At 75.7% G+C, this 21,323-nt stretch carries 21 protein-coding genes; 7 read left to right on the forward strand and 14 right to left on the reverse strand.

What is annotated here, in order from left to right:
* Nucleotides 1–89: 89 nt before the first annotated feature.
* Both ACZ6O2_RS13000 and ACZ6O2_RS13005 read right to left on the reverse strand, forming a co-directional pair.
* On the reverse strand, nucleotides 90–2,660 hold the full coding sequence (locus tag ACZ6O2_RS13000) for a hypothetical protein (protein WP_466022972.1): 2,571 nt from the start codon (nucleotides 2,658–2,660) through the stop codon (nucleotides 90–92).
* 2 nt (nucleotides 2,661–2,662) lie between these two features.
* On the reverse strand, nucleotides 2,663–4,450 hold the full coding sequence (locus tag ACZ6O2_RS13005) for an HSP90 family protein (protein ID WP_466022973.1): 1,788 nt from the start codon (nucleotides 4,448–4,450) through the stop codon (nucleotides 2,663–2,665).
* A gap of 117 nt (nucleotides 4,451–4,567) precedes the next feature.
* On the opposite strand from ACZ6O2_RS13005, the gene ACZ6O2_RS13010 reads away from it, so the two are divergent.
* Complete coding sequence (locus ACZ6O2_RS13010) at nucleotides 4,568–5,914, forward strand: MFS transporter (RefSeq protein WP_466022974.1); 1,347 nt, start codon at nucleotides 4,568–4,570, stop codon at nucleotides 5,912–5,914.
* On the opposite strand, the gene ACZ6O2_RS13015 is transcribed toward ACZ6O2_RS13010, so the two are convergent.
* Nucleotides 5,805–6,374 (reverse strand): VanZ family protein, encoded by a 570-nt coding sequence (locus ACZ6O2_RS13015; RefSeq protein ID WP_466022975.1) that lies wholly within the window; start codon nucleotides 6,372–6,374, stop codon nucleotides 5,805–5,807. The genes ACZ6O2_RS13010 and ACZ6O2_RS13015 overlap by 110 nt on opposite strands.
* A gap of 146 nt (nucleotides 6,375–6,520) precedes the next feature.
* Here ACZ6O2_RS13015 and ACZ6O2_RS13020 point away from each other — a divergent pair, with 146 nt between their 5' ends.
* Nucleotides 6,521–7,051 carry a SigE family RNA polymerase sigma factor gene (locus tag ACZ6O2_RS13020; RefSeq protein ID WP_350702382.1) on the forward strand — a complete coding sequence of 177 codons (531 nt, stop codon included), beginning with the start codon at nucleotides 6,521–6,523 and terminating at the stop codon, nucleotides 7,049–7,051.
* Nucleotides 7,048–8,277, forward strand: a complete 1,230-nt coding sequence (locus ACZ6O2_RS13025) for a hypothetical protein (protein WP_466022976.1) — start codon at nucleotides 7,048–7,050, stop codon at nucleotides 8,275–8,277. Before ACZ6O2_RS13020 ends, ACZ6O2_RS13025 begins: the two co-directional genes overlap by 4 nt.
* Before the next feature lie 22 nt (nucleotides 8,278–8,299).
* Here the strand turns inward: ACZ6O2_RS13025 and ACZ6O2_RS13030 are convergent, their stop codons facing one another.
* From ACZ6O2_RS13030 to ACZ6O2_RS13055, 6 genes are all read right to left on the reverse strand, one after another.
* On the reverse strand, nucleotides 8,300–9,202 hold the full coding sequence (locus ACZ6O2_RS13030; protein WP_466022977.1) for a sulfurtransferase: 903 nt from the start codon (nucleotides 9,200–9,202) through the stop codon (nucleotides 8,300–8,302).
* Nucleotides 9,203–9,293: 91 nt separating this feature from the next.
* A complete protein-coding gene (locus ACZ6O2_RS13035) occupies nucleotides 9,294–9,740 on the reverse strand; it encodes an imidazolonepropionase-like domain-containing protein (protein ID WP_350702388.1) in 447 nt (148 codons plus the stop codon).
* A gap of 3 nt (nucleotides 9,741–9,743) precedes the next feature.
* A complete protein-coding gene (locus ACZ6O2_RS13040; RefSeq protein WP_350702390.1) occupies nucleotides 9,744–10,511 on the reverse strand; it encodes an SGNH/GDSL hydrolase family protein in 768 nt (255 codons plus the stop codon).
* Nucleotides 10,512–10,698: 187 nt separating this feature from the next.
* Nucleotides 10,699–11,736 carry a hypothetical protein gene (locus ACZ6O2_RS13045; RefSeq protein ID WP_466022978.1) on the reverse strand — a complete coding sequence of 346 codons (1,038 nt, stop codon included), beginning with the start codon at nucleotides 11,734–11,736 and terminating at the stop codon, nucleotides 10,699–10,701.
* Between the two features lie 167 nt (nucleotides 11,737–11,903).
* Entirely contained in the window at nucleotides 11,904–13,073 is a 1,170-nt protein-coding gene (locus ACZ6O2_RS13050) for a TolB family protein (RefSeq protein WP_466022979.1), read from the reverse strand.
* Complete coding sequence (locus ACZ6O2_RS13055) at nucleotides 13,070–13,600, reverse strand: SigE family RNA polymerase sigma factor (protein ID WP_350702394.1); 531 nt, start codon at nucleotides 13,598–13,600, stop codon at nucleotides 13,070–13,072. The genes ACZ6O2_RS13050 and ACZ6O2_RS13055 overlap by 4 nt, the downstream gene beginning before the upstream one ends.
* Nucleotides 13,601–13,753: 153 nt before the next feature.
* Between ACZ6O2_RS13055 and ACZ6O2_RS13060 the strand changes: the two genes are divergently transcribed.
* From ACZ6O2_RS13060 to ACZ6O2_RS13075, 4 genes are all read left to right on the forward strand, one after another.
* Nucleotides 13,754–15,520 carry a proline--tRNA ligase gene (locus tag ACZ6O2_RS13060; protein ID WP_466022980.1) on the forward strand — a complete coding sequence of 589 codons (1,767 nt, stop codon included), beginning with the start codon at nucleotides 13,754–13,756 and terminating at the stop codon, nucleotides 15,518–15,520.
* Nucleotides 15,521–15,576: 56 nt separating this feature from the next.
* Entirely contained in the window at nucleotides 15,577–16,002 is a 426-nt protein-coding gene (locus ACZ6O2_RS13065) for a CBS domain-containing protein (protein ID WP_350702398.1), read from the forward strand.
* 74 nt (nucleotides 16,003–16,076) lie between these two features.
* Nucleotides 16,077–16,505: a SufE family protein gene (locus ACZ6O2_RS13070; RefSeq protein ID WP_350702399.1), complete on the forward strand. Its 429-nt coding sequence runs from the start codon at nucleotides 16,077–16,079 to the stop codon at nucleotides 16,503–16,505.
* A gap of 20 nt (nucleotides 16,506–16,525) precedes the next feature.
* Nucleotides 16,526–17,158: a DsbA family oxidoreductase gene (locus ACZ6O2_RS13075; protein WP_350702401.1), complete on the forward strand. Its 633-nt coding sequence runs from the start codon at nucleotides 16,526–16,528 to the stop codon at nucleotides 17,156–17,158.
* 61 nt (nucleotides 17,159–17,219) lie between these two features.
* On the opposite strand, the gene ACZ6O2_RS13080 is transcribed toward ACZ6O2_RS13075, so the two are convergent.
* From ACZ6O2_RS13080 to ACZ6O2_RS13100, 5 genes are all read right to left on the reverse strand, one after another.
* Nucleotides 17,220–17,768: a YbaK/EbsC family protein gene (locus ACZ6O2_RS13080; protein WP_350702718.1), complete on the reverse strand. Its 549-nt coding sequence runs from the start codon at nucleotides 17,766–17,768 to the stop codon at nucleotides 17,220–17,222.
* A 125-nt stretch (nucleotides 17,769–17,893) separates the two neighbouring features.
* Nucleotides 17,894–18,088, reverse strand: a complete 195-nt coding sequence (locus ACZ6O2_RS13085; RefSeq protein WP_350702403.1) for a hypothetical protein — start codon at nucleotides 18,086–18,088, stop codon at nucleotides 17,894–17,896.
* Between the two features lie 37 nt (nucleotides 18,089–18,125).
* Complete coding sequence (locus ACZ6O2_RS13090; RefSeq protein ID WP_466022981.1) at nucleotides 18,126–18,911, reverse strand: SDR family oxidoreductase; 786 nt, start codon at nucleotides 18,909–18,911, stop codon at nucleotides 18,126–18,128.
* Nucleotides 18,912–19,050: 139 nt separating this feature from the next.
* A complete protein-coding gene (locus ACZ6O2_RS13095; RefSeq protein WP_466022982.1) occupies nucleotides 19,051–19,692 on the reverse strand; it encodes a GAP family protein in 642 nt (213 codons plus the stop codon).
* 149 nt (nucleotides 19,693–19,841) lie between these two features.
* The gene (locus ACZ6O2_RS13100; protein WP_466022983.1) at nucleotides 19,842–21,242 is read right to left on the reverse strand and encodes an MFS transporter; all 1,401 of its coding nucleotides are present in this window, start codon (nucleotides 21,240–21,242) and stop codon (nucleotides 19,842–19,844) included.
* Nucleotides 21,243–21,323 lie beyond the last annotated feature (81 nt).

The raw sequence follows: 21,323 nt of genomic DNA on the forward strand, positions 1-21,323 counted from the left end.
GGGTACAGCGACGGACCGTCGAGCGACCCGGCCTCTCCTCCCCCCTCCCCCCCCCCCCCTGCCCCCCCCTCCTCCCCCCCCCCCCCCCCTCACCCCCCCACCCCCCCCCCCCCCCCCCCCCCACCCTCCTTCCCCCCCCCCCCCCCCTTCTTCTCCCCCCCCCCCCCCCCCCCCCCCGCCGCCATCGTGTCCAGCAGCTCGACGGTGCGCAGGGCCGTCGCCTCGTCGCCCGCCCAGAACTCCGCGTACGCCTGCCGGCGGCGGGCCCGGAGCTCGTCGAGCGGCAGGTCGGCCTGCCGGTACGCGGTCGCCGCCGCCGCGAACCGCCCCGCCGCCAGCGCGTCCCGGTCGGCGCCGTAGAGAATTCCGCCGGCCTCCTCCAGCACCTGCGCCCGGTGCGGGAGGTTGTCCGGTCCGTCCAGGTTCTCGGCGAGCTGGTCGAGCAGGGCGAGCGCCGGGTCGATCTCGCCCAGCCCCTCGTAGACGCCGGCCAGCAGGTGCCGGCACCGGTCCGCCTCGGCCTGCGCGCCGAGCCGGTCGAGCCCGAGCACCGCCTCCTCCGCGACCTCGGCCGCCTCGCCCAACCGGCCCGCGACCCGGTACGCGTTCGCCAACTCCCAGCGCAGGAAGGCGTCCCCCTCCGCGCCCCGCTCGACGCAGAGGGTCACCGCCTCGGCGAAGTCGTCCACCGCGTCGGCGGCCCGGCCGGCGGTCATCAGCGCCCGCGCCCGGGCGACCCGGACCGGCAGCCACGCCTCCGTCGGCGCCACCCGCAGCGCCTCGTCGCAGGCGTCGACCGCCTCGGCCGGATCGTCGGCCGTCCGGGCGTACGCCAGGCAGGCGGCGGTGACGACGTCGCCGAGACCGAGGTCACGGCCGAGGTCACGGGCCCGGTGGGCGGCGGCCCGGGCGTCCGCCTCCCGGCCGAGCTGTTCGAGCGTGTGGGCCCGGTGCAGCGCGATCCGGGCGGCCAGCCACGGATCGCCGCCCGCCTCGGCCGGCACCCGGTCGAGGGCGTCGAGCGCCTCCGCCCAGCGCTCCCGGTGCATGAGCGCCAGCGCGACCCGGTCCAGCCCGGCGACCCGCTGCCGGTCGTCGCCCCGCCGGTCCAGCGCGTCGGCGGACGCCCGGACCAGCTCCAGCCCCTCGTCCGCGCTCTCGTCGGCCATGGCCAGCAGCACGCCGAGCCGCCCGGCGACGACCTGCGCCCGCACCTCGTCACCCAGCTCCCGGTACGCCGCGATCGCCGCCCGGTGGGCCTCGACCGTGGCCGGCGCGTCCTCGTCGCCCAGCTCGGCGGCACGCAACTCCAACCGGTGGGCCGCCGTCCCCGCCGGGAGTTCCCCGGCGCCGAACCGGTCGTCCCAGGCGGCCAGCGCGGCCCGGAACGCCTCGCGGTCGTGGCGGCGCAGCCGCTCCTCGGCGAAGTCGAGCAGCTCGTCGGCGCCGGCGTCGGCCGGCACCGGGACGCTGGCGGGGCCTGCGGCACCCGGTGCCGGGGCGCGGTCGGCCGCGACGGCCGGACCGGCCGTCGCCGGCCGGACGGGCCGACGGCGCAGGCTGGCCGAGAGCGGCAGGTGCGCACCCGTCGGCTCGGCGGCGAGCCGACGGGCCACCCACTCGGACTGGTACGAGGTGCCGTTGCGGGCGTCGAACCGGGCGGCCAGCGCGGTCGCGGTGCCGGTCAGCTCGGCGGCGAGCGCGGACGCCGTGATCTCCCCGGCCGGCCGGTCGCCGGCCGCCCGCCGGTAGACGGTCAGCTCGCCGGCCCGGCGCAGCGCGGCGGCGCCGGCCGCGGCGAAGTGCATGGCGGCGGCCGGCGAGGGCGCCCGGTCCAGCCAGTCCAGGTGCCGCTCGACGATCTCCACCGCGCGGGCGTCGTTCCCGGTCAACGTGCAGAACTCGACGTGGTTGCCGATGTCCCACAGGTCCGAGAGGTTGCCCCGCAGCCGGCGGTACGCCTCCCGGTGGGCGTCGCGCGCCTCCTCCCCGCGCTCCGTGCGCAGGTACGGCACCAGCAGCGCGGTGAGGATGGCCTGCGGCTGCTCGGTGCAGCTCAGCCGGCCGGCGAGGACCGGCTCCGCCAGCGCGACCGCCTCGGCGTGCCGGCCGGTGTCGGCGAGGTACTGCACCTGCGTCGTCGGGTCGCAGCCGGCGCAGTCGGACAGCTCGTCGCGGGGGGTGGTCTGCCAGAGCCGGTACCAGTGCGCGGCCGCGTCGGCGTCGCCCAGGTGGTCCGCGACCAGGAACCGGTGCTTGTGGACGGCCTGGAGGCTGTGGCCGCCTTCCCGGTAGCGGCGCTCCATGTCGTCGAGCACCGCGTAGGTGCGGTCCAGCGGCACCTCGGGGAACCGGAGCAGGCCGGTGACCATGTACTTGACGTGCCAGAGCAGCTGGTGGGCGTAGCGCGGGTGGTAGGGCTGCGGGTCGCGGTCGAACTCGGCCAGGCACCACGAGAAGGTGACGAAGGACTTGGCCGGCTCACCGCCGTAGACGTACGCGGTGGTGGCCTGCATCCGGGTCACGAAGGCCAGCTCCCGGTCGTCGCCGGCGTCCACCCGGCGCAGCAGCTGCTCGATGGCGGCGATCTGCCCCGCGCCGTACGGCATGTTGCCGACCTCGCGGAGCACCCGCCACAGGTCCTCGTCTTCGGTGCTCACACTCACTCCTGTCCCGGCACGGCCCGGCCGAGCAGGCCGAGGAAGGAACTGTTCAGCAGCGCGGCGTCGGCCGCGCGGATCGGATGGTGCCCGAGCAGCAGCGCCTGCCCGTAGAGCGCCTCCACGGCCAGCCCGGCCAGCTCCGGGTCGGTCAACGTGGTGACCCGGCGGACCAGCGGGTTGCGGTGGTTGAGCACCAGTTGTGGCCGGTCCGGCGGCGCGGAGGCGGCGAGCGCGTCGAGCACCCCGCCCCACAGCTCGTCGGCCCGGTCCCGGGTCGCCGCGAGCTGGTCGTTGAACGCCGCCGACCGGCTCACCAGGTAGAGCGCCGGCAGCGAGACCGGGTCGTACGCCCGGACCACCACCTCGCAGCCGAGCCGTTCCAGGGCCCGCTGGGCGCCGGTGAGGAACGGCCGCAGGGCCAACTCGACCTGCGGGTCGAGGCTGTCGAAGCGGGTGGTCAGGTCGCTGGGCTCCAGCCGCTCGATCAGCACGGAACGGTCCACCGTGGGCAGCCGCTCGATCAGCTCCGTGTCGTAGGTGTATCCGGCGTTCACCACCGCCAGGTCCTGCGCGGCGGCGACGGCGGCGAGCTGACGGAACTCGTCCAGGCTGGCCGCGTAGCGGACCACGCCGTGCCGCTGCCGGAACTCGGCCAGGGTGAGGGTGCCGACGTTGGTGTCCATCGGCCACCACTGGTCGACCAGGCGGAGCATCTCGTCGTCGTGCAGGGCGAGCGCCTTCACCCCGAGGTGGTGCACCTGGAGGAACTCGGCGAGCCGCCGCGGATCGTGCTTGGCGAGCCGGACCAGCCACCCGCGCACCTGGTCGCCGAGGGCCTCGCGGGTCGCCGCGAGCAGGCCGTCCTCGTAGAGCGCCTCCCGGCTGGCCGTCGGCCGCAGCTCGCTGGCGTCCATCACGCAGTGCGCGAAGAAGGCCCAGTCCGGCAGCAGCCCGTCGGCGTGCTCGGTGAGCAGCATCCGCTTGAGGTAGACCTTGTGGCCGGCCCGGGACGCCGGGTTCACCGGGTTCGGCAGGATGAAGGCCGCCCCGGTCAGGCCGGCCTCCGGCACCGACAGCGGCAGCACGTCGAAGGGGTCGAAGCCGAGCGTCTCCCGGGCGTGGCGGACCAGCGCGGCCCGGTCGACCGGCGCGCCCGGGGTGGCCGGCCAGGGCGGCGGGCCGCCGGTGGTCACCACGTCGCCGACCCGGACGGTGACCGGCAGCAGCGAGCCGAAGAGCCGGGCCAGGTCGACCACCGTCGGGGTGCCGAACCACTGGTCGGCATCGCGGCGCGGCACCAGCGTCACCGTGGTGCCCGGCTCGGCCCGCCCGGCGCCGGGCGGGGCCAGCTCGACGGCGTACCGGCCATCGGAGTGACCCGTCCAGTGCACCGTCGGGTGGTCGCCGTGCTGGGTGACCACCCGGATCTCGTCGGCCACCAGGAAGCAGGAGAGCAGGCCGATGCCGAACTGGCCGAGGAACTCGTGCCGGGAGAAGCCCAGCTCGTCGCGCTTGGAGCTGCGGCCGATGGTGGCGAGCAGCTCGTGCACCTGCGCCTCGGTGAGGCCGATGCCGGTGTCGTGCACCCGCAGCGTGCCGTCGCCGGTCAGCTCCGGAGGCTCGACGCGCACCAACGCGGGCGCGTCGGGGTCGGTCGCGCGACGCGCGGTGATCGCGTCGACGGCGTTCTGCAGCAGCTCGCGGACGTACACCCGCGGGCTGCCGTAGAGGTGGTGACTGAGCAGGTCGACCACGCCACGGAGGTCGACCTGGAAGGTGTGGTCCACGCTGGAGTGCTCCCCGGTCCGATGCCGGCGCCCACCGTACCGATGATCACCGACACGCGCGTCCCCCTTTCCCGGCGGCTTGACCCTCGACCCGGTCGACCCCCGAGGCTCGCCGTCATGACCGCATCCCCGCTCGGCCGTGACTACCGGCTGCTCTGGTCCGCCGCCGTGTCCTCGCGCCTCGGCGACGCCCTGCGTACGCCGGCACTGGCGCTGCTGGCCGCGACGCTGACCCGCGATCCCCGGGTGATCGCGGCGGTGACCGTGGCCGGGCAGCTCCCGCCGCTGCTGTTCGGCCTGCTCGGCGGCGTGTACGCGGACCGCTGGGACCGCCGCCGCACGATGGCGGCGGTGGACGGGCTGCGCGCCGCCGTGGTGGGCGGGCTGGCGGTCGCGGTCGCCCTCGACCGGGCCGGCGTCGCGGCGCTGGTGGCGGCGGCGTTCCTGCTCGCCGCGCTCGGCACCCTGTTCGACGCGGCCGCGTTCGCGATGCTGCCGTCGGTCGTGCCGCCGGCCGCCCTGTCCCACGCCAACGGCCGCCTCCAGGCCGGCACGGCGGTGGCCGGGGGCTTCCTCGGCGCCCCCGCCGCCGGCGTGCTCTTCGCCCTCGCCGCGCCCCTGCCGTTCGCCCTCGACGCCCTCACCTTCGCCGCCGCCGCCCTCCTCACCCTCACCCTGCGCCCGACCCGCCCCCACTCTCCGCGGTCTTCGGACAGACCCGCCAGCGCACCGCAGAGCGACGACCACAACCGCAAGATCGCGGAGAGCGGGCGGGGGCGGGGGCGCGGCGGGCGGAAGGGGGCGGTGTGGCGGGAGGTCTTCGAGGGTGTGCGGTGGGTGCGCGGGGATGTGCTGCTGTGGCGGATCACCGTGCTGACCGCCGGGAGCAACCTGGCGATCAGCGGGTTGCTGGCGGTGCTGGTGCTCTACGCGCTCGACGTGCTGCGGGTGCCGCCCGCCGGGTACGGGCTGTTCGCCGCGGCGGCCGTCCTCGGCGGGCTCGCCGGGGGGCTGGGGGCGGGCAGGCTGGCCGCCCGACTCGGCACGGTGCCCGCGCTCCGCGCCGTGCTCGCCGCCCAGGCCGTCGCGCTGACCGGGCTCGCGCTGGCCCGGCACCCGCTGCCCGGCGGGCTGGCGCTGGCCGTCTTCGCGGCCGGCACCACGGTGTGGAACAGCCTGTGGGCCGCGTACGGGCAGGGTCACGTGCCGGCCCACCTGCTCGGCCGGGTGGGTTCCGCCCAGCGGATGGTCGGCCTGCTCACCGCACCGGTCGGGGCGGCGCTCGCCGGGCTGGCCGGGGCGGCGTACGGGGTCGGGCCGGTGGCGGCGGCGGTGGCCGGGGTCTTCGTGCTGGTCACCCTCGCGGCGTGGCGGGTGCTGCGACCGGCCGCGCCGGTGCCGGCCGCCGCCCCGCCCACCACCGCCGCGACAGCAGGCCGGCCAGGGCGGCACCCGTCGCGTTGAGCAGCACGTCGTCGACCGAGGAGACCCGGCCGAGGTCGAGCGCGTACTGCACCGACTCGACCAGCACGGAGCCGGCCGCGCCGAGCAGGAACAGCCGGCCGACGCCGGCCAGCGCGGCCAGCCGTACCGGGGCGAAGAAGCCCAGGGCGGCGAAGACCAGCAGGTTGCCGACCACCTGGACCACGGCGGTCGCCAGCGGCCCGGTCAGCAGGTCGACCAGGTCCCGCAGCGGCACCGCGTCGACCTGGCGGGGCGCGTCGCGCGGGGTGAGGATCATCCACACCCAGGGCAGGGTGCCGGCCACCGCGCCCACCTCGGCGACGCTGCGCCGCCACGCCTCCCGCGCGGTCGCGGCGTCCCGCCGGCGGCGGGCGAGCACGGCGGTGGCCAGGACCGGCAGGGGCAGCCCGGCGAGCACGGCGAGCAGGACGCCGCCCCAGTCCCGCCACACCTGTGCCATCGACGCAGACTAGCCGGGCCTCCGCTCCCGGTGGTGCGGCCGGAGGGGCGCATCGGAACCTGGTGCCGGGGGCGCCCAACCTTTTCCGGGGGCCCGTGCGTCTGCCAGGTGACGCCTCGCGCGACGGCCGGCCGGAGGGAGGGCGGATGGGACCGGCGACGACCGACGACGGACGGGACGGCTACGTCACCTTCGTCGAGTGCCACCAGCACCGGCTGCTACGCGCGGCCTACCTGGTCTGCGGCAACCGGCACCAGGCCGAGGACCTGCTCCAGGACGCGCTGCTCAAGCTCGCCCTGCGCTGGCCCACCGTGCGGCACGGCGACCCGGCCGCGTACGTGCGGGCCATCCTCTACCGCGACGCCGTCTCCTGGTGGCGGCGCCGCCGACGGGAGTGGCTGAGCGCGTACCCGCCGGAACGGGCGGCGCAGGAGGGCGACGGGGCGCTGCGGCTCGCGCTGCGCGACGCGCTCGACCACCTGCCGCCCCGGCAGCGGGCGGTGCTGGTGCTGCGCTACTTCGAGGACCTCACCGAGGCGGCCACCGCCGAGGCCCTCGGCGTCACCGTCGGCACCGTGAAGAGCCAGTGCCACGCGGCGCTGCGCCGGCTCCGCGAGGTAGCGCCGGAACTGGGCCGCGACGACGGCCTGGCGAGCGGGATGGAGGTGAAGTCGTGAAGGAAGAGGAACTGACCCGACTGCTGACCCTGGCCGCCGAGGACGTCCGGCCGGCACAGCCGGCGACGGCGGGCTGGGAACGGGCCCGGCGGGTCCGGCGTACCCGCCGCGCCGCCGGTGCCGGTGCGCTCGCCGTCGCGCTGCTCGCCAGCGGTACGGCGATCGCGCTGCGTCCCGCCGACCCGCCGCCACCGGCCGCCAGCGCGACGCCGAGCCCGACCCGGCACCCCGCGCCCGTGCAGACGCCCCCGGCCGAGCTGGCCTATCCCGGTGACCCGCTGGGCCGGCTCGGCGACCCGGTCGGCGCGACGCTCTCGGCCAAGCCGGTCCGTCGGGCGCTGGCGCTGCACCAGCCGATCGACCCGCAGACCGGCGCCGAGGGGCGGATCCGGGTGCTCGGCGACGACGGCATCGTCCGCGACCTCGACGTCGTCACCCCGGCCCGGACCCGCGACGCCGAGGGCAACGAGGCGGTGCCGCTGAAGACCGGCAGCCTCTCCCGGGACGGGCGGACGGCCGCCTTCGCCCAGACCGACGAGGTGATCGTGGTCGACCTGACCACCGCGGCGGTCCGCCGGTTCCCGCTCAAGGGCTACCTGGAGCACGTCCTCTGGTCCGGCGACCGGCTGCTCGTCGGCGACGACGCCACGACGTACGAGGTGGACCCGCGCACCGGCGCTGCCCGGAAGCTGCCGGTGTCGCCCTGGAACGTGGTGACGCCCGACCCGGCCGCCCCGGACCTGCGCGACCCGGCCGACCCCGGTCGGGGCGACCGGCCGAACGTCCTGCTCGAGTTGGGCGGTACGCCGCCGGGCCTGACGCGGATCGAGTGGGGCGACGGCACGCACCCGGGCAGCGGCACGCACCGGGGCAGCGGCCCGGTCGACTTCCGCGCGCTGCCCCCCGGCAACCTGGTCGAGGAGTTCTACGGGCGCGGCTGGCAGCGCGGCGACCTGGTGGCCCGGGCCGCCTGGATCACCATCGGCAACACGGGCTCGCTGGAGGGGGTCGCGGTGCTGAACGCCCGGACCGGCGTGGTGACCCACCTGCTCGACCTGGGCAGGGAGCGTTGGAAGGGCTGCTGCGAGGTGCTCGGCTGGGACCGCGACGGATCGGTGCTGCTCCGGCACAACCCCGGCGGGCTGCTGCGCTGGCGGCCGGACACCGTCGAGATCACCGGCGTGACGCGGAACCTGTACGGCGCGGTCTCCCTCGCCGCCGGCTGAGCCCGCCGGACCGGCCGGCGCGTCAGCTCGGCAGGCCGCCGGGCTGGTCGCCCTTCACGACGGGGGCCCGGACCAGGTTGCCCCACTCGGTCCACGAGCCGTCGTAGTTGCGCACCTGCGGGTAGCCCAGCAGGTGCCGCAGCACGAACCAGGTGTGGCTCGACCGCTCGCCGATCCGGCAGTAGGCCACGATGTCGTCGTCCGGGGCGAGCCCGAGCTGGTCGGCGTAGATCGCCCGCAGCTCGTCGGGCGACTTGAACGTGCCGTCGTCGTTCGCGGCGGACTTCCACGGCTTGTTCACCGCGCCCGGGATGTGCCCGCCGCGCACGGCGCCCTCCTGCGGGTAGTCCGGCATGTGCAGCATCTCGCCGGTGTACTCGCCCGGCGACCGGACGTCGACCAGCGGGCGACCCGCCGCGACGTGCGCCATCACCTGCTCCCGGTACGCCCGCAGCGGCGCGTCGTTGCGCTGCGGCACCGGGTAGTCGGCGCGCGGCCGGGACGGCTTGTCCCGGGTCAGCTCCCGGCCCTCGGCGGCCCACTTCTGCCGCCCGCCGTCGAGCAGCCGCACGTCCGGGTGGCCGAAGAGCGAGAACACCCAGAGGGCGTACGCGGCCCACCAGTTGAAGTTGTCGCCGTAGAAGACGACCGTGTCGTCCCGGCCGATGCCCTTGGCGGCGCACAGCTCGGCGAAACTCCTCGCGTCGAGGTAGTCCCGGGTCACCTGGTCGTTCAGCTCGGTGTGCCAGTCCACCTTGACGGCGCCCGGAATGTGCCCGGTGTCGTAGAGCAGCACGTCCTCGTCGCACTCGATGACGACGAGGCCCTCGTCGCCCAGGTGATCGGCCAGCCACTCGGTGGTGACGAGCCGCTGCGGGTCCGCGTACGACTGGAGTCGGGGATCGGGATCGCTCGGCACAGACATGATCCCCAAGGTACGCCGGATCGCGGGCCGGCGGCCCGCCATCGGCAACCGGGTCGCCGGAGACGGGTGCGGGCAGCGACGCGGGGTGCGGTCAGGCGCGGCGGTGGGCGATCCGACCGGCGACCACGGTCACCAGGCAGGCGCCGTCGGCGTCGAACACGGCCAGGTCCGCGCGACCGCCCGGCACCAGCGCCGGCGGCACGGCCGCGGGCAGCGCCCGCAGGTCGCCCCGGTCCACGGCGGCCCGCAGCGCGGGATCGGCCACGTGTTCCGCCAGCACCGCGGTCACTCCCCGACGCAGCAGCGCGTGCACCCGCTCGCGCGGGGTGTCGGCGGCCGGCAGCGGGGCGTCGTGCAGCAGCCCCGGCCCGAGCGTGCCCGGCCACCGGCGGACCCGGGCCCCGGCGTACGTCCCGGTCAGCTCGGCCAGCGGCCCGACCGCGACGATCCGGTCGGCCCGGACCGCGACGGCGGCCCCGGCGGTCGGCGGGGCGTCGGGAGCGGTCCGCAGCAGCGGCGCGGTGTGCAGGGTGAGCACGGCTCAGTCCGTGACCGGGCCGAGCGACGGCCGCTTCGCGGTCACCGTGTCGCCGGACGAGCGGCCGGTGAGCCGGCGCTTGATCCACGGCGCCAGGTGCTGCCCGGCCCAGCGCAGGTCGGCGGCCCGGGCGGCCAGCCAGGGCGTCGGCGCCGGGTGCGGCGGCACCATCAGCCACTCCTCGTCGCAGCCCACGCCGAGCGCGGTCAGCACCTGCCCGGCGACCCGCCGGTGCCCGGCCGCCGAGAGGTGCAGCCGGTCGGTGCTCCACAACATCGGGTTGAGGTAGGTGTCGTCGGCGTACAGGTCGACCAGGATCGCGCCGTGCCGCTCGGCCGTCTCGCCGACGGCCCGGTTGAGCAGCTGCACCCGGGGCGCGACGAGCCGCTGACCGGGCAACCGGGCCATCACGTCGGCGAACCGGAAGAGGACCACGTCGGCGCCGCCGGAGCGCAGGCCCCGCACCACGTCGTCGAAGCGGGCCACCAGCGCGTCCGGGTCGAAGGTGCGGCGCAGCACGTCGTTGCCGCCGGCGGCGAAGCTGATCAGGTCGGGCTTCATCGCGAGCGCCGCCGGCACCTGCTCGGCCACCACGTTCGGGAAGAGCCGGCCCCGGATGGCCAGGTTCGCGTACCGGAAGTCGGGGCCGGCCTCGGCGGCCAGCCGGGTGGCCACGAGATCCGCCCAGCCCCGGTACGTGCCGTCCGGGTACGCGTCGTCCATGCCCTCGGTGAAGCTGTCTCCCACCGCCACGAAACTGCGCCAGCGCACCCGCGCCTCCCTCTGCCGCCCCGGTCGACCGCCGGCCAGTCTGTCACCGGGCCGGCCGACCCGTCACCGCGCCGACCGCCCGACGTGGCGGAGGTCCCACCGGACACGCCGGGGCCGTCGCGCCCCGTGTCGCGACGGCCCTGGCGAACGGTGGGCGCCGGGTCCGACCGGCGCACGCGTCCGTGCCTCAGGCGCGGTGACCGATCGGGCGGCCCAGCGCCGCCGGCTCCGGGCGGCTGGTCACCTCGCCGGAGGCGCTCACCTCGTGGATCCGGGCGGGCTGGCCGTTCTCGTGCACCCGGATCACCATCGCGCCGCCCGCGCCGAGGAAGAGGGAGAGGTGGCCGCGGGTGGCCTCGACCGGCAGCGACGCGTTCCGGCCGGTGGCGGTGTCGACCAGCGTCCAGCCCGAGACGATCCGCGAGGGATCGGTGGCCTGCGGGCCGACGGCGACGTAGCGGCCGTCGTCGGAGGCGCCGGTGACGGTGAAGCCGCCTTCCTCGGTCTCCGCGCCGTGCCGGACCTCACGGACCAGCCGGCCCTGGGCGTCCCGGACCACGATCCGGTCGTCCGCCCGGTACGCCTGGAAGTCGCCGTTCGCCGAGCGGACCGTGTCCCGGGCAAACTGCTCCGGCGTCTGCGCCGTGAACCCGCCGGTCGCCAGGTCGAGCAGGCCCTTCGTGCCGGAGCCGACCAGGATCACCTTCACCGAGCCGGAGTCGCCGGCCCAGGCGGGGTGGTTGCCGAGGCAGTAGACCCGCTGCGGCAGGGTCTTCCGGCCGGAGCCGTCCAGGTTCGCCACGGTCAGCCGCCCCTCGCCCCGGTCGTTGCCGGTCACCCAGGCGACCCGCCGGCCGTCGGGCGACACCGAGACCGAGTTGCCCACGCAGTACCGCTCGTTCGGCACCTCCGCGTGCCGGGTCACCCTGCCGTCGCGCAGCGAGGTGACGTACTGGCTGCCGCCGTCGCGGGTCAGGTAGTAGAGGGTGGCCGGGCCGCCCGCCGCGCCGCCGTTGCCGGTGGTCGACACGGTGGAGGAGCCGGTCGGCTGGGCCACCGGGACGGCGGCCGACGGGTCGGCCGGGGTGGCCGGGGTGGCGACCGGCCCCGACTCCGGGGCGGAGCAGGCCGCGCCGCCGAGGAGGGCCAGGGCGGCCACCGAAAGGGCCACGGCCCGCCGGAGGATCTGGGTGCTGCGGGCGGTGCGGGCGACGACAACGGTCATGGTTCTGTCCTTTGTGGATTGTGGCGCGCGGCGGTGACGCCATCCCAGACGTCACCTCGATCGGACGGGGTTGCCGGTCGCCGGAAGAAATTTCCGCCAACTTTCTCGACGCGAAAGGCGGGCCACCCCGGGGAGGGGTGGCCCGCCTTCGACAGGGCAGATCCGGCTCAGTCGGCGACGCCCAGGATCTGCTGCCCCTTCAGGAACGTCGGCTCCGGCGTCTCGCTGATCTTCCGGCCGTCGCCGTCGAGCAGCACGAGCACGTTGCGGTCACCCACGCCGACCCTGGCGACCAGCGTCCCGTCCGCCTGGAAGTACGCCTGGAGCAGCTTCCGGCCGCCGAGTTCCAGGTCGAGCTTCCTGCCGGTACGCGTGTCGAGCACCGCGTTCACGTCGAGTTCCCGCGCCACGTCGCCCGAATCCTCGTCCGGCCCCCGCAGGCGCAACGCGATCCGGGAGCCGTCCGGGGAGAGGCTGGCGACGTCGAGACAGCTGTCGTCGGCGTTCCCGCCCACGTTCGGGATGGACCGCTGCTTCCGCCCGGACTCGTCCGTCAACATGACCCGCCCCGTCGACCCGTCGGGGAAGGCGAGCACCTTCCCGTCGGCGGACCAGAGCGGGTGGCATCCCCGCAGGTCACCGATCCGGGTGAACTTCCCGGTCGACACCTCGACCACCCCGACCTCGGTGACCATGCTCGGTTCGGCCGAGACGACCCGCGACACGGTGACCCGCTGCGAGTCGGGCGCCCAGGCCGGCGTCCAGCAGTCCGGGTCGACCAGGTTGCCGCGGTAGGTCCGGGCGTCTGTGCCGTCGACGTCGGCGACGTGGAGGTACGAGGAGTCGTCGACCCAGGCCACCCGCTCGCCGTCCGGCGAGACGACCGCGTTGCCGATCGCCGCGATTCTCGGAACGGGGATGAGCCGGACGGGAACGGAGCCCGGTCGGAACGACCAGAGGCGTGCCGGGTCCGCACCCTGCCCACCGGGCTTCGGGCCGTAGAAGACCCGGCCGATGGTCGCGGCCGGCCCCGCCGGCTCGGAGGTCACCGTGGCCTCCGGGGAGGCGGTGGTCGTCGGCGTCACCGCGCTCGGGCTCGGGGCGAGGGTGGTCGAGGGGGTGCCGGCCGGCGCCGGGGTGGGACCGCCGTCGCGGGGCATCAGCGCGAACGCGGTGCCCGTGGCCGCGCCGAGCATCACCACGGCGGCGGCGGAGGTGGCGACGGCGCGCTGGATGCCGAGCCGACGGGAGGTACGCAGGGCCCGGTCGCGCAGGTCGACCGGGCTGACCTCGTCGGCGAGGTCGGCGAGGTCGAGCCGGAGGCGGTCGTCGTTCATCGGGCGCTTCCTTCCAGGACGTACAGCTCGGCGAGTTCCGGGGCGACGGTGCGCAGCTTGGCCAGGGCCTTGGAGGTCTGGCTCTTCACGGTGCCGACGGTGACGCCGAGCAGGTCGGCGGCCTCGGTCTCGGTGCGGTCCTCGAAGAACCGCAGGACCAGCACGGCGCGCTGCTTGGCGGAGAGCTTCTGCAACGCGGCCCGCAGGGTGAGCCGGAGCGTGGTCTGCTGGGCGTGGTCGGGGGCCGAGTCGCCTCCGCGCGGCTCGGGCATCTCGCCCGGCATCGACTCGGCGACCCGGCGGCGCCGCCACCAGGAGACCTGCAGGTGGTACATGGTCTTGCGGGTGTACGCCTCGGCGTTCCCGCTGTGGTGCAGCCGGTTCCACGAGCGGTGGGTCCGGGCCAACGCCGACTGGACGAGGTCCTCGGCGAGGTGCTGGTCGCCGGTGAGCAGGTACGCCGACCGCAGCAGCGCGGGGGTACGGGTCCGCACGAACGAGTCGAACTCACTCAGGAGAGGGTCCACACGAGCCGATCCTTGGGGGTCAGGTGGTGCAGGGTCGTGACGCCATCCCAGACGCCACCCCGGTCCGGCGGGGTTGCCGCCGGCCGCGAAAATCTTCCTCGCTCGCGACAAATCGGATCGCCGACCCGTCGACGCCCGCCGTACGCTGCGCCAATGCTGCTACGCATGTCGACCCTGCTGCTCCGGACCCTGCGCGAGGACCCGGCCGACGCGGAGGTGCCGAGCCACCGGCTCCTGCTGCGGGCCGGCTACATCCGTCGCGCCGCACCGGGCGGCTACACGTGGCTGCCGCTGGGCAAGCTGGTGCTGGACCGGGTCACCGAGGTGGTCCGGCGGGAGATGACGGCGATCGGCGACCAGGAGGTGCACTTCCCGGCGCTGCTGCCGGCGGAGCCGTACCGCACGAGCGGCCGGTGGACGGAGTACGGCGACGACATCTTCACCTTCGCCGACCGGCGCGGTGCCGAGCACCTGCTCGCGCCCACCCACGAGGAGTTGGCCGCGCTGCTGGTCAAGGACCTGTTCACCTCGTACCGGGACTTCCCGGTGACGCTCTTCCAGATCCAGACGAAGTTCCGGGACGAGGCCCGGCCCCGGGCCGGCCTGCTGCGCGGGCGCGAGTTCCTGATGAAGGACGCCTACTCGTTCGACCTCGACGACGCGGGGCTGGCGGCGGCGTACGACCGGCACCGGGGCGCGTACCGGCGGATCTTCGACCGGCTCGGGCTGGAGCACACGATCGTGCGGGCGACGTCGGGGGCGATGGGCGGTTCGGCGTCGGAGGAGTTCCTGGCGGCGACGCCGGTCGGCGAGGACACCTTCGTCGGCTGCACCGCCTGCGACTACGCCGCGAACACCGAGGCGGTGACCACGCCCGCCCCGCCGGCCGGCGACCCGGACGCGCAGCCGGCGGCCCAGGTGCACGACACCCCCGAGACCCCGACCATCGCCAGCCTGGTCGAGTTGGCCAACGCCCGCCGGCTGGGCGGCCGGGACGACTGGACCGCCGCGGACACCCTGAAGAACGTGGTGCTCCGCCTGCGCCGGCCCGGCGCGGAGGAGGCCGAGCTGCTGGTGGTGGGGCTGCCCGGCGACCGCGAGGTGGACCTGAAGCGGCTCGGCGCGGCGGTCGCACCGGCCACCGTGGACGTCTTCGACGGCTGGGACGCCCACCCCGAGCTGGTCCGCGGCTACATCGGCCCGCAGGTGATGGCGAAGCTCGGCATCCGCTACCTGGTCGACCCGCGGGTGGTGCCGGGCACCGCCTGGCTGACCGGCGCGAACGAGCCGGGCCGGCACGCGACCGGGGTGGTCTGCGGCCGGGACTTCGTCCCGGACGGCACGATCGAGGCGGCCGAGGTGCGGGCCGGCGACCCCTGCCCGGCCTGCGGCACCGGTGAGCTGACCATGCGGCGGGGCATCGAGATCGGGCACATCTTCCAGCTCGGCCGCCGCTACACCGACGTCTTCGCCGTCGACGTGCTCGGCCCGGCCGGCAAGCCGGTCCGGCCGACCATGGGCTGCTACGGCATCGGGGTGTCCCGGGCGGTGGCCGCGATCGCCGAGCAGCACCACGACGAGCGGGGACTGGTCTGGCCGGCGGCGGTCGCGCCGTGCGACGTACACCTGATCGCCGCCGGGAAGGGACCGCAGCTGGAGGCGGCGCTGGAGCTCGGCGGGCGGCTCGCCGACGCCGGCCTGCGGGTACTGGTCGACGACCGGACGCACGTCTCGGCCGGGGTGAAGTTCACCGACGCGGAGCTGGTCGGCATCCCCCGCGCCGTCGTGGTCGGCCGCCGCCTCGCCGAGGGGTACGTCGAGCTGCGCGACCGGGCCTCCGGCGAGCGCGTCGAACTGCCGGTGGACGGTCTGGCGGGGCGACTCGTCGCGGAGGTGCACCGGGAGCGCGGCGACGTGTAGCGGGCGCGCCACGGGGTACCGCAGTCCGATCGGCCGGATGTTCTCTGGAGGCTCTCATGACCGGTTACCGGGTCAGCGACGTGATGACGAAGCAGGTCATCTACCTGCCCGCCGAGACCACCCTGGACGAGGCGGCCCGGGTGATGAAGGAGGCGGACATCGGCGACGTGGTGGTCACCGACGGTGCCACCCTCGCCGGCATGCTCACCGACCGGGACATCGTGGTGCGGGCGGTGGCCGAACGCAGCGATCCGGCCGCCACCACGATCGGCTCGATCATCACCCGGGAGGTGGTGATGATCGAGCAGCACTCGACCGCGGCCGAGGCGGCGGCCCTGATGCGGGAGCGGGGCATCCGGCGGGTGCTGGTCTGCGACGCCGATCGCAAGCTGGTCGGCATCGTCTCCCTCGGCGACCTCGCGATGCAGCTCGACCCCCAATCGGCGCTGAGCGAGATCAGCGAGCAGGCCCCGACCGTGTGAGGTGCGCGGAAGGACCCGTCGCACGCGCCGGTAGCGGACGCGGTCCTTCCGCTACCGGCGGTAGCCTCGAAGACATGTCTGCCATGCCGTCCCGGCTGTCCGAGATCGTCGACGAGTTCGCCACCGCGCCCCGCGACGTGGTGCTGGAGATGCTGCTGGAGTACGCCGACGTCGTCCCGCCGCTGCCCGCCGGCTCCACCGACCGGGAGGGCATGGAGCAGGTGCCGGAGTGCCAGACGGCGTTCTTCCTGCGCGCCCGGGTGACGCCGGAGAAGACGGTGGAGACCCTCTTCGACTGCCCGCCCGAGGCGCCCACCACGCGGGCGTTCGCCGGCATCCTCGCCGAGGGGCTGGCCGGGGCGAGCCCGGACGAGGTGCTCGCCGTCCCCGACGACCTCTACCAGCGGATGGGTCTGGCGCAGGCGATCAGCCCGCTGCGGGTGCGCGGCGGCACGGCGATCCTGGCCCGGCTGAAGCGGCAGGTCCGGGAACAGATCGGCTGACCAGGGGGTTGTCAACCGGCATGGAGATCGAGATCTACGCCGACGTGGTCTGCCCCTGGTGCTACATCGGCAAGCGTCGGCTGGAGCAGGCCCTGGAGTCGTACGACGGCGAGGTGACCGTCCGCTACCGGCCGTACCAGCTCGACCCGTCGCCGGTGACCGAGCCGCGCCCGCTGGTCGAGGCGATGGCCGCCAAGTTCGGCGGGCAGGACCGCGCCCGGCAGATGTTCGGACACGTCACCGAGGTGGCGGCGGGCGCCGGGCTGAAGCTCGACTTCGACCGCGCCGTCGCGGCGAACACCTTCGACGCGCACCGGCTGGTCTCCTGGGCCACCGACCGCGGCCGTGCCGCCGAGACGGTCGACGCGCTCTACCGCGCCCACTTCACCGACGGGGTCGACGTCGGCTCCCGGGACGCGCTGGCCGCGCTCGCGGGCGAGGTCGGCCTGGACGCGGCGGAGGCGCGCCGCTTCCTCGACTCCGACGAGCGGGTGGCCGAGGTCTCCGCCGAGCTGGCCACCGCCCGCCAGATCGGGGTGACCAGCGTGCCGACCTTCGTCCTGGCCGGCAAGTACGCGATCACCGGCGCCCAGGAGCCGGAGACGCTGCTCGCCGCGCTGGCCGAGGTGGAGCGCCGCGAGTCCGCCGACTGAACCGACCCGCCCGACCGGACGCCGATGTTTCACGTGCAACGGTATCGACGCCGGTCAGCGGCTAGGCCGGCCGGGCCAGGTCCTCCACCACGCGGGCGCCGGGCAGCGCGCCGAGCGCCGGCCCCGGCAGCGCGATCTTGCTGTGCCGTACGCCGGACCCGATGATCACGTGCGGCGTGGCGACCACCCGGGAGTCGACCAGGATCGGCCACTGCTCCGGCAGGCCGATCGGGGTGATGCCGCCGTACTCCATGCCGGTCAGCTCCACCGCGTCGGCCATCGGCGCGAAACTGGCCTTGCGGACGTCGAGCGCCCGGCGGGCCACCCCGTTCACGTCGGCGCGGGTGGTGGCGAGCACGACGCAGGCCGCGTAGCGGACGACCCCCTCGCGCTTGCCGGCCACCACCACGCAGTTGGCCGACACGTCCAGCCCCACCTCGTACGCGGCGCAGAAGGCGGCGGTGTCGGCCAGCTCGGCGTCGATCGGCGCCACCAGCACGTCGTCGACGTCCACCGGAGCGTCGGCGGGCCACTGCCCGATGGCGGCGGCGACCGGCGGGGCGAGCAGGTCGAGCCGGGTGCGGGCGGGTTCGGTCTTCAGCGTCCCCATCACGCCTGCGATCCTCGCACCGCTCCGCCCGCCCCGCCCACCGGAGCCCGGCCCGTCCCGGGGACCGGTCACCCGGCCCGGGGACTGCCCGCCCGGCGAACGGTCACCGGGCGGTCGGACGTCGATCAACTGCCGGTGAGGAAGCCGTTCTCGCGGAGCAGCGTCCGGTCCCGCGCGGCGGCCAACTCCTCCGCCCGCTCGGCCTGGATCCGGCGCACCTCCATCTCCTCAAGGGCGTGGCGGATGGCGAGTCGGATGACGCCGTACAGGAAGACGAACCCGGCGACGTAGAGGATGACGGTGGCGACCATGGCGAACATGGCGTCACGGTAGGCCGGACGTGAACGCGCAGGCCGTTCATCTTGCGCCGGTTCCCCCGTACGTGTCGGCAAGGTGATCGGCCCAGGTCCGGGCACCCTTCGGGGTCGCCTCGGTGACCAGGCCGCCGGAGCGCAGGGCGCGGCCGACCTTCCCCGGGATCCGCACCGGCAGCAGCGGGCGGCGGGACCGCCGGGCGGCGTTCCAGGCCCGGACCGCCTCGTCGAAGCGGATCACCTCCGGCCCGCCGTACTCCTCGACGCCGTACAGCGGACCGGCCGTGAGCCGCTGGACCAGCCGGCCCGCGACCTCGCCGGGGTCGACCGGCTGGGCGAGCACCGCCGGGTCGCCGATCACCGGGCCGAGCCGGCTCGCGCCGCGCAGCATGCCGTCGAGGAACTCGGGGAACTGGGTGGCCCGCAGCACCGTCCAGGGCACCGGCCCGGCCGCCACGACCTGCTCGGCGGCGAGCTTGTGCCGGTAGTAGGGGATCGGGACCCGGTCCACCCCGACGATCGAGACGTAGCCGAGGTGCCGTACGCCCGCCCGACCGGCGGCGACGACCAGCCGACGGGTGCCGAGCACGTCGACCCGGTGGGTCTGCCGCCCCCGGTTCGGCGACGAGGCCAGGTGCAGCACGGCGTCCACGCCGGCCACCGCCTCGGGCAGCCCTTCCCCGGTGGCCAGGTCGACCACCACCCACTCCGCCGACGGATCGGTACGCGGCCGCCGGCTCGTCGCCCGCACGCTCCAGCCCTCGTCGCGCAGCCGCGGCAGCACCACCCGCCCGAGCCGACCGCCCGCCCCGGTGACCAGCACCCGCATGGTTTCCCCCTTCTCCGGCGTCCCGCGCCCGCCGCGCGGCCACGGTGCTGACGGCGCCACCCCGACGGGCGTGACCGGCTGTGCGCCGGCTCACCCGAACAGATCGGCCACCGTCACGGCGTGACCGGCCGTGCCCCGCTCACCGGAGCAGGTCGGCCGCCGTCATCAGCACGAAGAACCCGATCACGATCTCGCTGACCACCCAGGAGTGCTGCCGGGCCCAGTCCCGGATCCGGGGCAGCACCGTCGCGGCCCGGTGCCCGAGCAGCAGCAGCGCCAGCAGGGGCAGGGCCAGCAGCGCGAGGGTGAGCAGGACGAACGGCAGCAGGTGCCACCAGGGCAGGTCGTGCCGGGCGGCGCTCGCCCCCACGGTGACCATCGTGAGGTCGTCCGACGGCATGGCCAGGAAGAGCAGCACGCCGAGCCGCAGCGCGTAGCCGGGGCCGGCCCGCTGAAGCCCACCCATCCACTTCGGCGTGCCCGCGGTGTGCCGACGCAGGAAGACGACCGCCGCCAGGACGACCAGCAGCGCCAGCACCACCACGTCGATCCGGCTCTCGACCGCGCGACGCCCGCCCCCACCGGCCCCGACGTTGACCTTCACGGCCCGGGTGACCAGCCAGCTCGCCGTCACCCCGCCCGAGACCACGAGCCCCGCGCCGGCCAGGTAGCCCAGGGAGGCGGCACGCGGCCGGTCGGCCGAGGCGAGGAAGACCGCCGCGACCAGCTGGGTCCCGGCGACCATCACCACGGCCATCGGCAGGACGGTCAGGAAGTTCATCGCCCGCCCATCCTCCCGGCCGCGCCGTCCGTCCCGGGCCGATACGCCACATCCCCGGCCCGGACGGCGGCAAGCCGGAGCCGACGCATCCCACCGCGCATCCGGCCGGGCACCGGGCCCGGCCGGATGCGCGGTCAGCAGGGCGCGGTTCAGCCGGACGCGCGAACTCCGGACGCCCCGGGCACCACCCTGCCGGCGAGCAGGACGCCCACCAGGGCCAGCCCGCTCGCCACCGCGAGCGTGCCGGCGTAGCTGCCCGGTCCCGGGGCCGCGCCGGCGGCGAGCACCGCGCCGGTGAGCGCCAGCACGGTCGCCGCGAAGAGCGAGTCGCCCAGTTGCAGGGACGAGCTGTTGCGGCCCTGCTCGCCCGGGGCGGACAGCTCCAGGGTGAGCACCGATAGCGAGGGGTAGAGCAGCCCCATGCCGAGCCCCGCGCCGGCCCAGCCGAGCACTCCGACCCACACCGGCACCGCCGGCGCGACAGCGATCGTCACCACGGCGATGCCGGCCGTGATGCAGGCCAGCCCCGCTCTCGGCAGGGTGGCCCGGGAGCGCGGCGCGGGCATCCGCCCCTGCGCCCAGGAGCCCACCGACCAGGCGAGCGCGCCGGTGGTGAGGACCAGGCCGGCCGCCGTCGGCGACAGCCCACGCTCCCGGGAGAGCATCAGCGGGATCACCACCTCGGCGCCGACGAACGCCGCCGAGGCCAGCCCACGCAGCCCGATCACCGTCGGCAGGCCCCGGCCGGCCCGCAGGAACCCGGCCGGCAGCAGCCGCGGCGCGCAGACCAGCAGACCGACCAGCGCCAGGGCCACCAGGCCGGCGGCGGTGGCGCCGCGCTGCTGGCCCCCGATGTGCAGCAGCGCGGCGCTCACCCCCGCCCCGCAGGCCCAGCCGATCCGGGCCGCCGCGCCGGCCGGCGGTCCCGTCGTCGTCGTGGCCGCGCCGATCGCGCGCAGCCCGGGGTGGACCAGCAGCACCGCCGGCACCGCCACCACCGGCGCCGCCAGGAAGACCCACCGCCAGCCGAGGTGCTCCACGATCAGCCCGGCCAGCGCCGGCCCGACCAGCGACGGTACGACCCACGCGGCGGCGAACGCCGCGAAGATCCGCCGGTGCAGCGTCTCCGGGTACGCCTGCCCGACGATGACGTAGAGCGCCACCGAGAGCAGGCCGGAACCGAACCCCTGCACGATCCGGCCGGCCACCAGGGCGCCCATGGCCGTGGCACTGCCGGCGACGACCAGCCCCACCACGAACCAGACGAGCCCGTGCCACATCGGCGCCCTGGGACCCCGGGCGTCGCACCAGATGCCGGAGGCGACCATCGCGAGCACGCCGGCCGCGAACGGGCCCCCGAAGGCGATCCCGTAGAGGGCCAGCCCGTCGAGGCTGCGGGCGACGGTCGGCATCGCGGTGCCCACCGCGAGCGCCTCGAACGCGAGCAGCGAGACCAGCGCGACGCTGCCGACCGTCATCGCGCGCAGCCGGGGCGCGAAGAGGCCGGCCGCGGGCGGAACCGGGACGGGCGGAGCCGCCGTGGCGGTCACCGCCGGCCTCCCGGGCGGGGCAGCCGGAGCGGCCGGTGGCGGGCGCGGATCCGGGGATCCGCCGAGCCCGCCTCGGAACGG

The sequence above is a fragment of the Micromonospora sp. NPDC048040 genome (assembly GCF_055587185.1).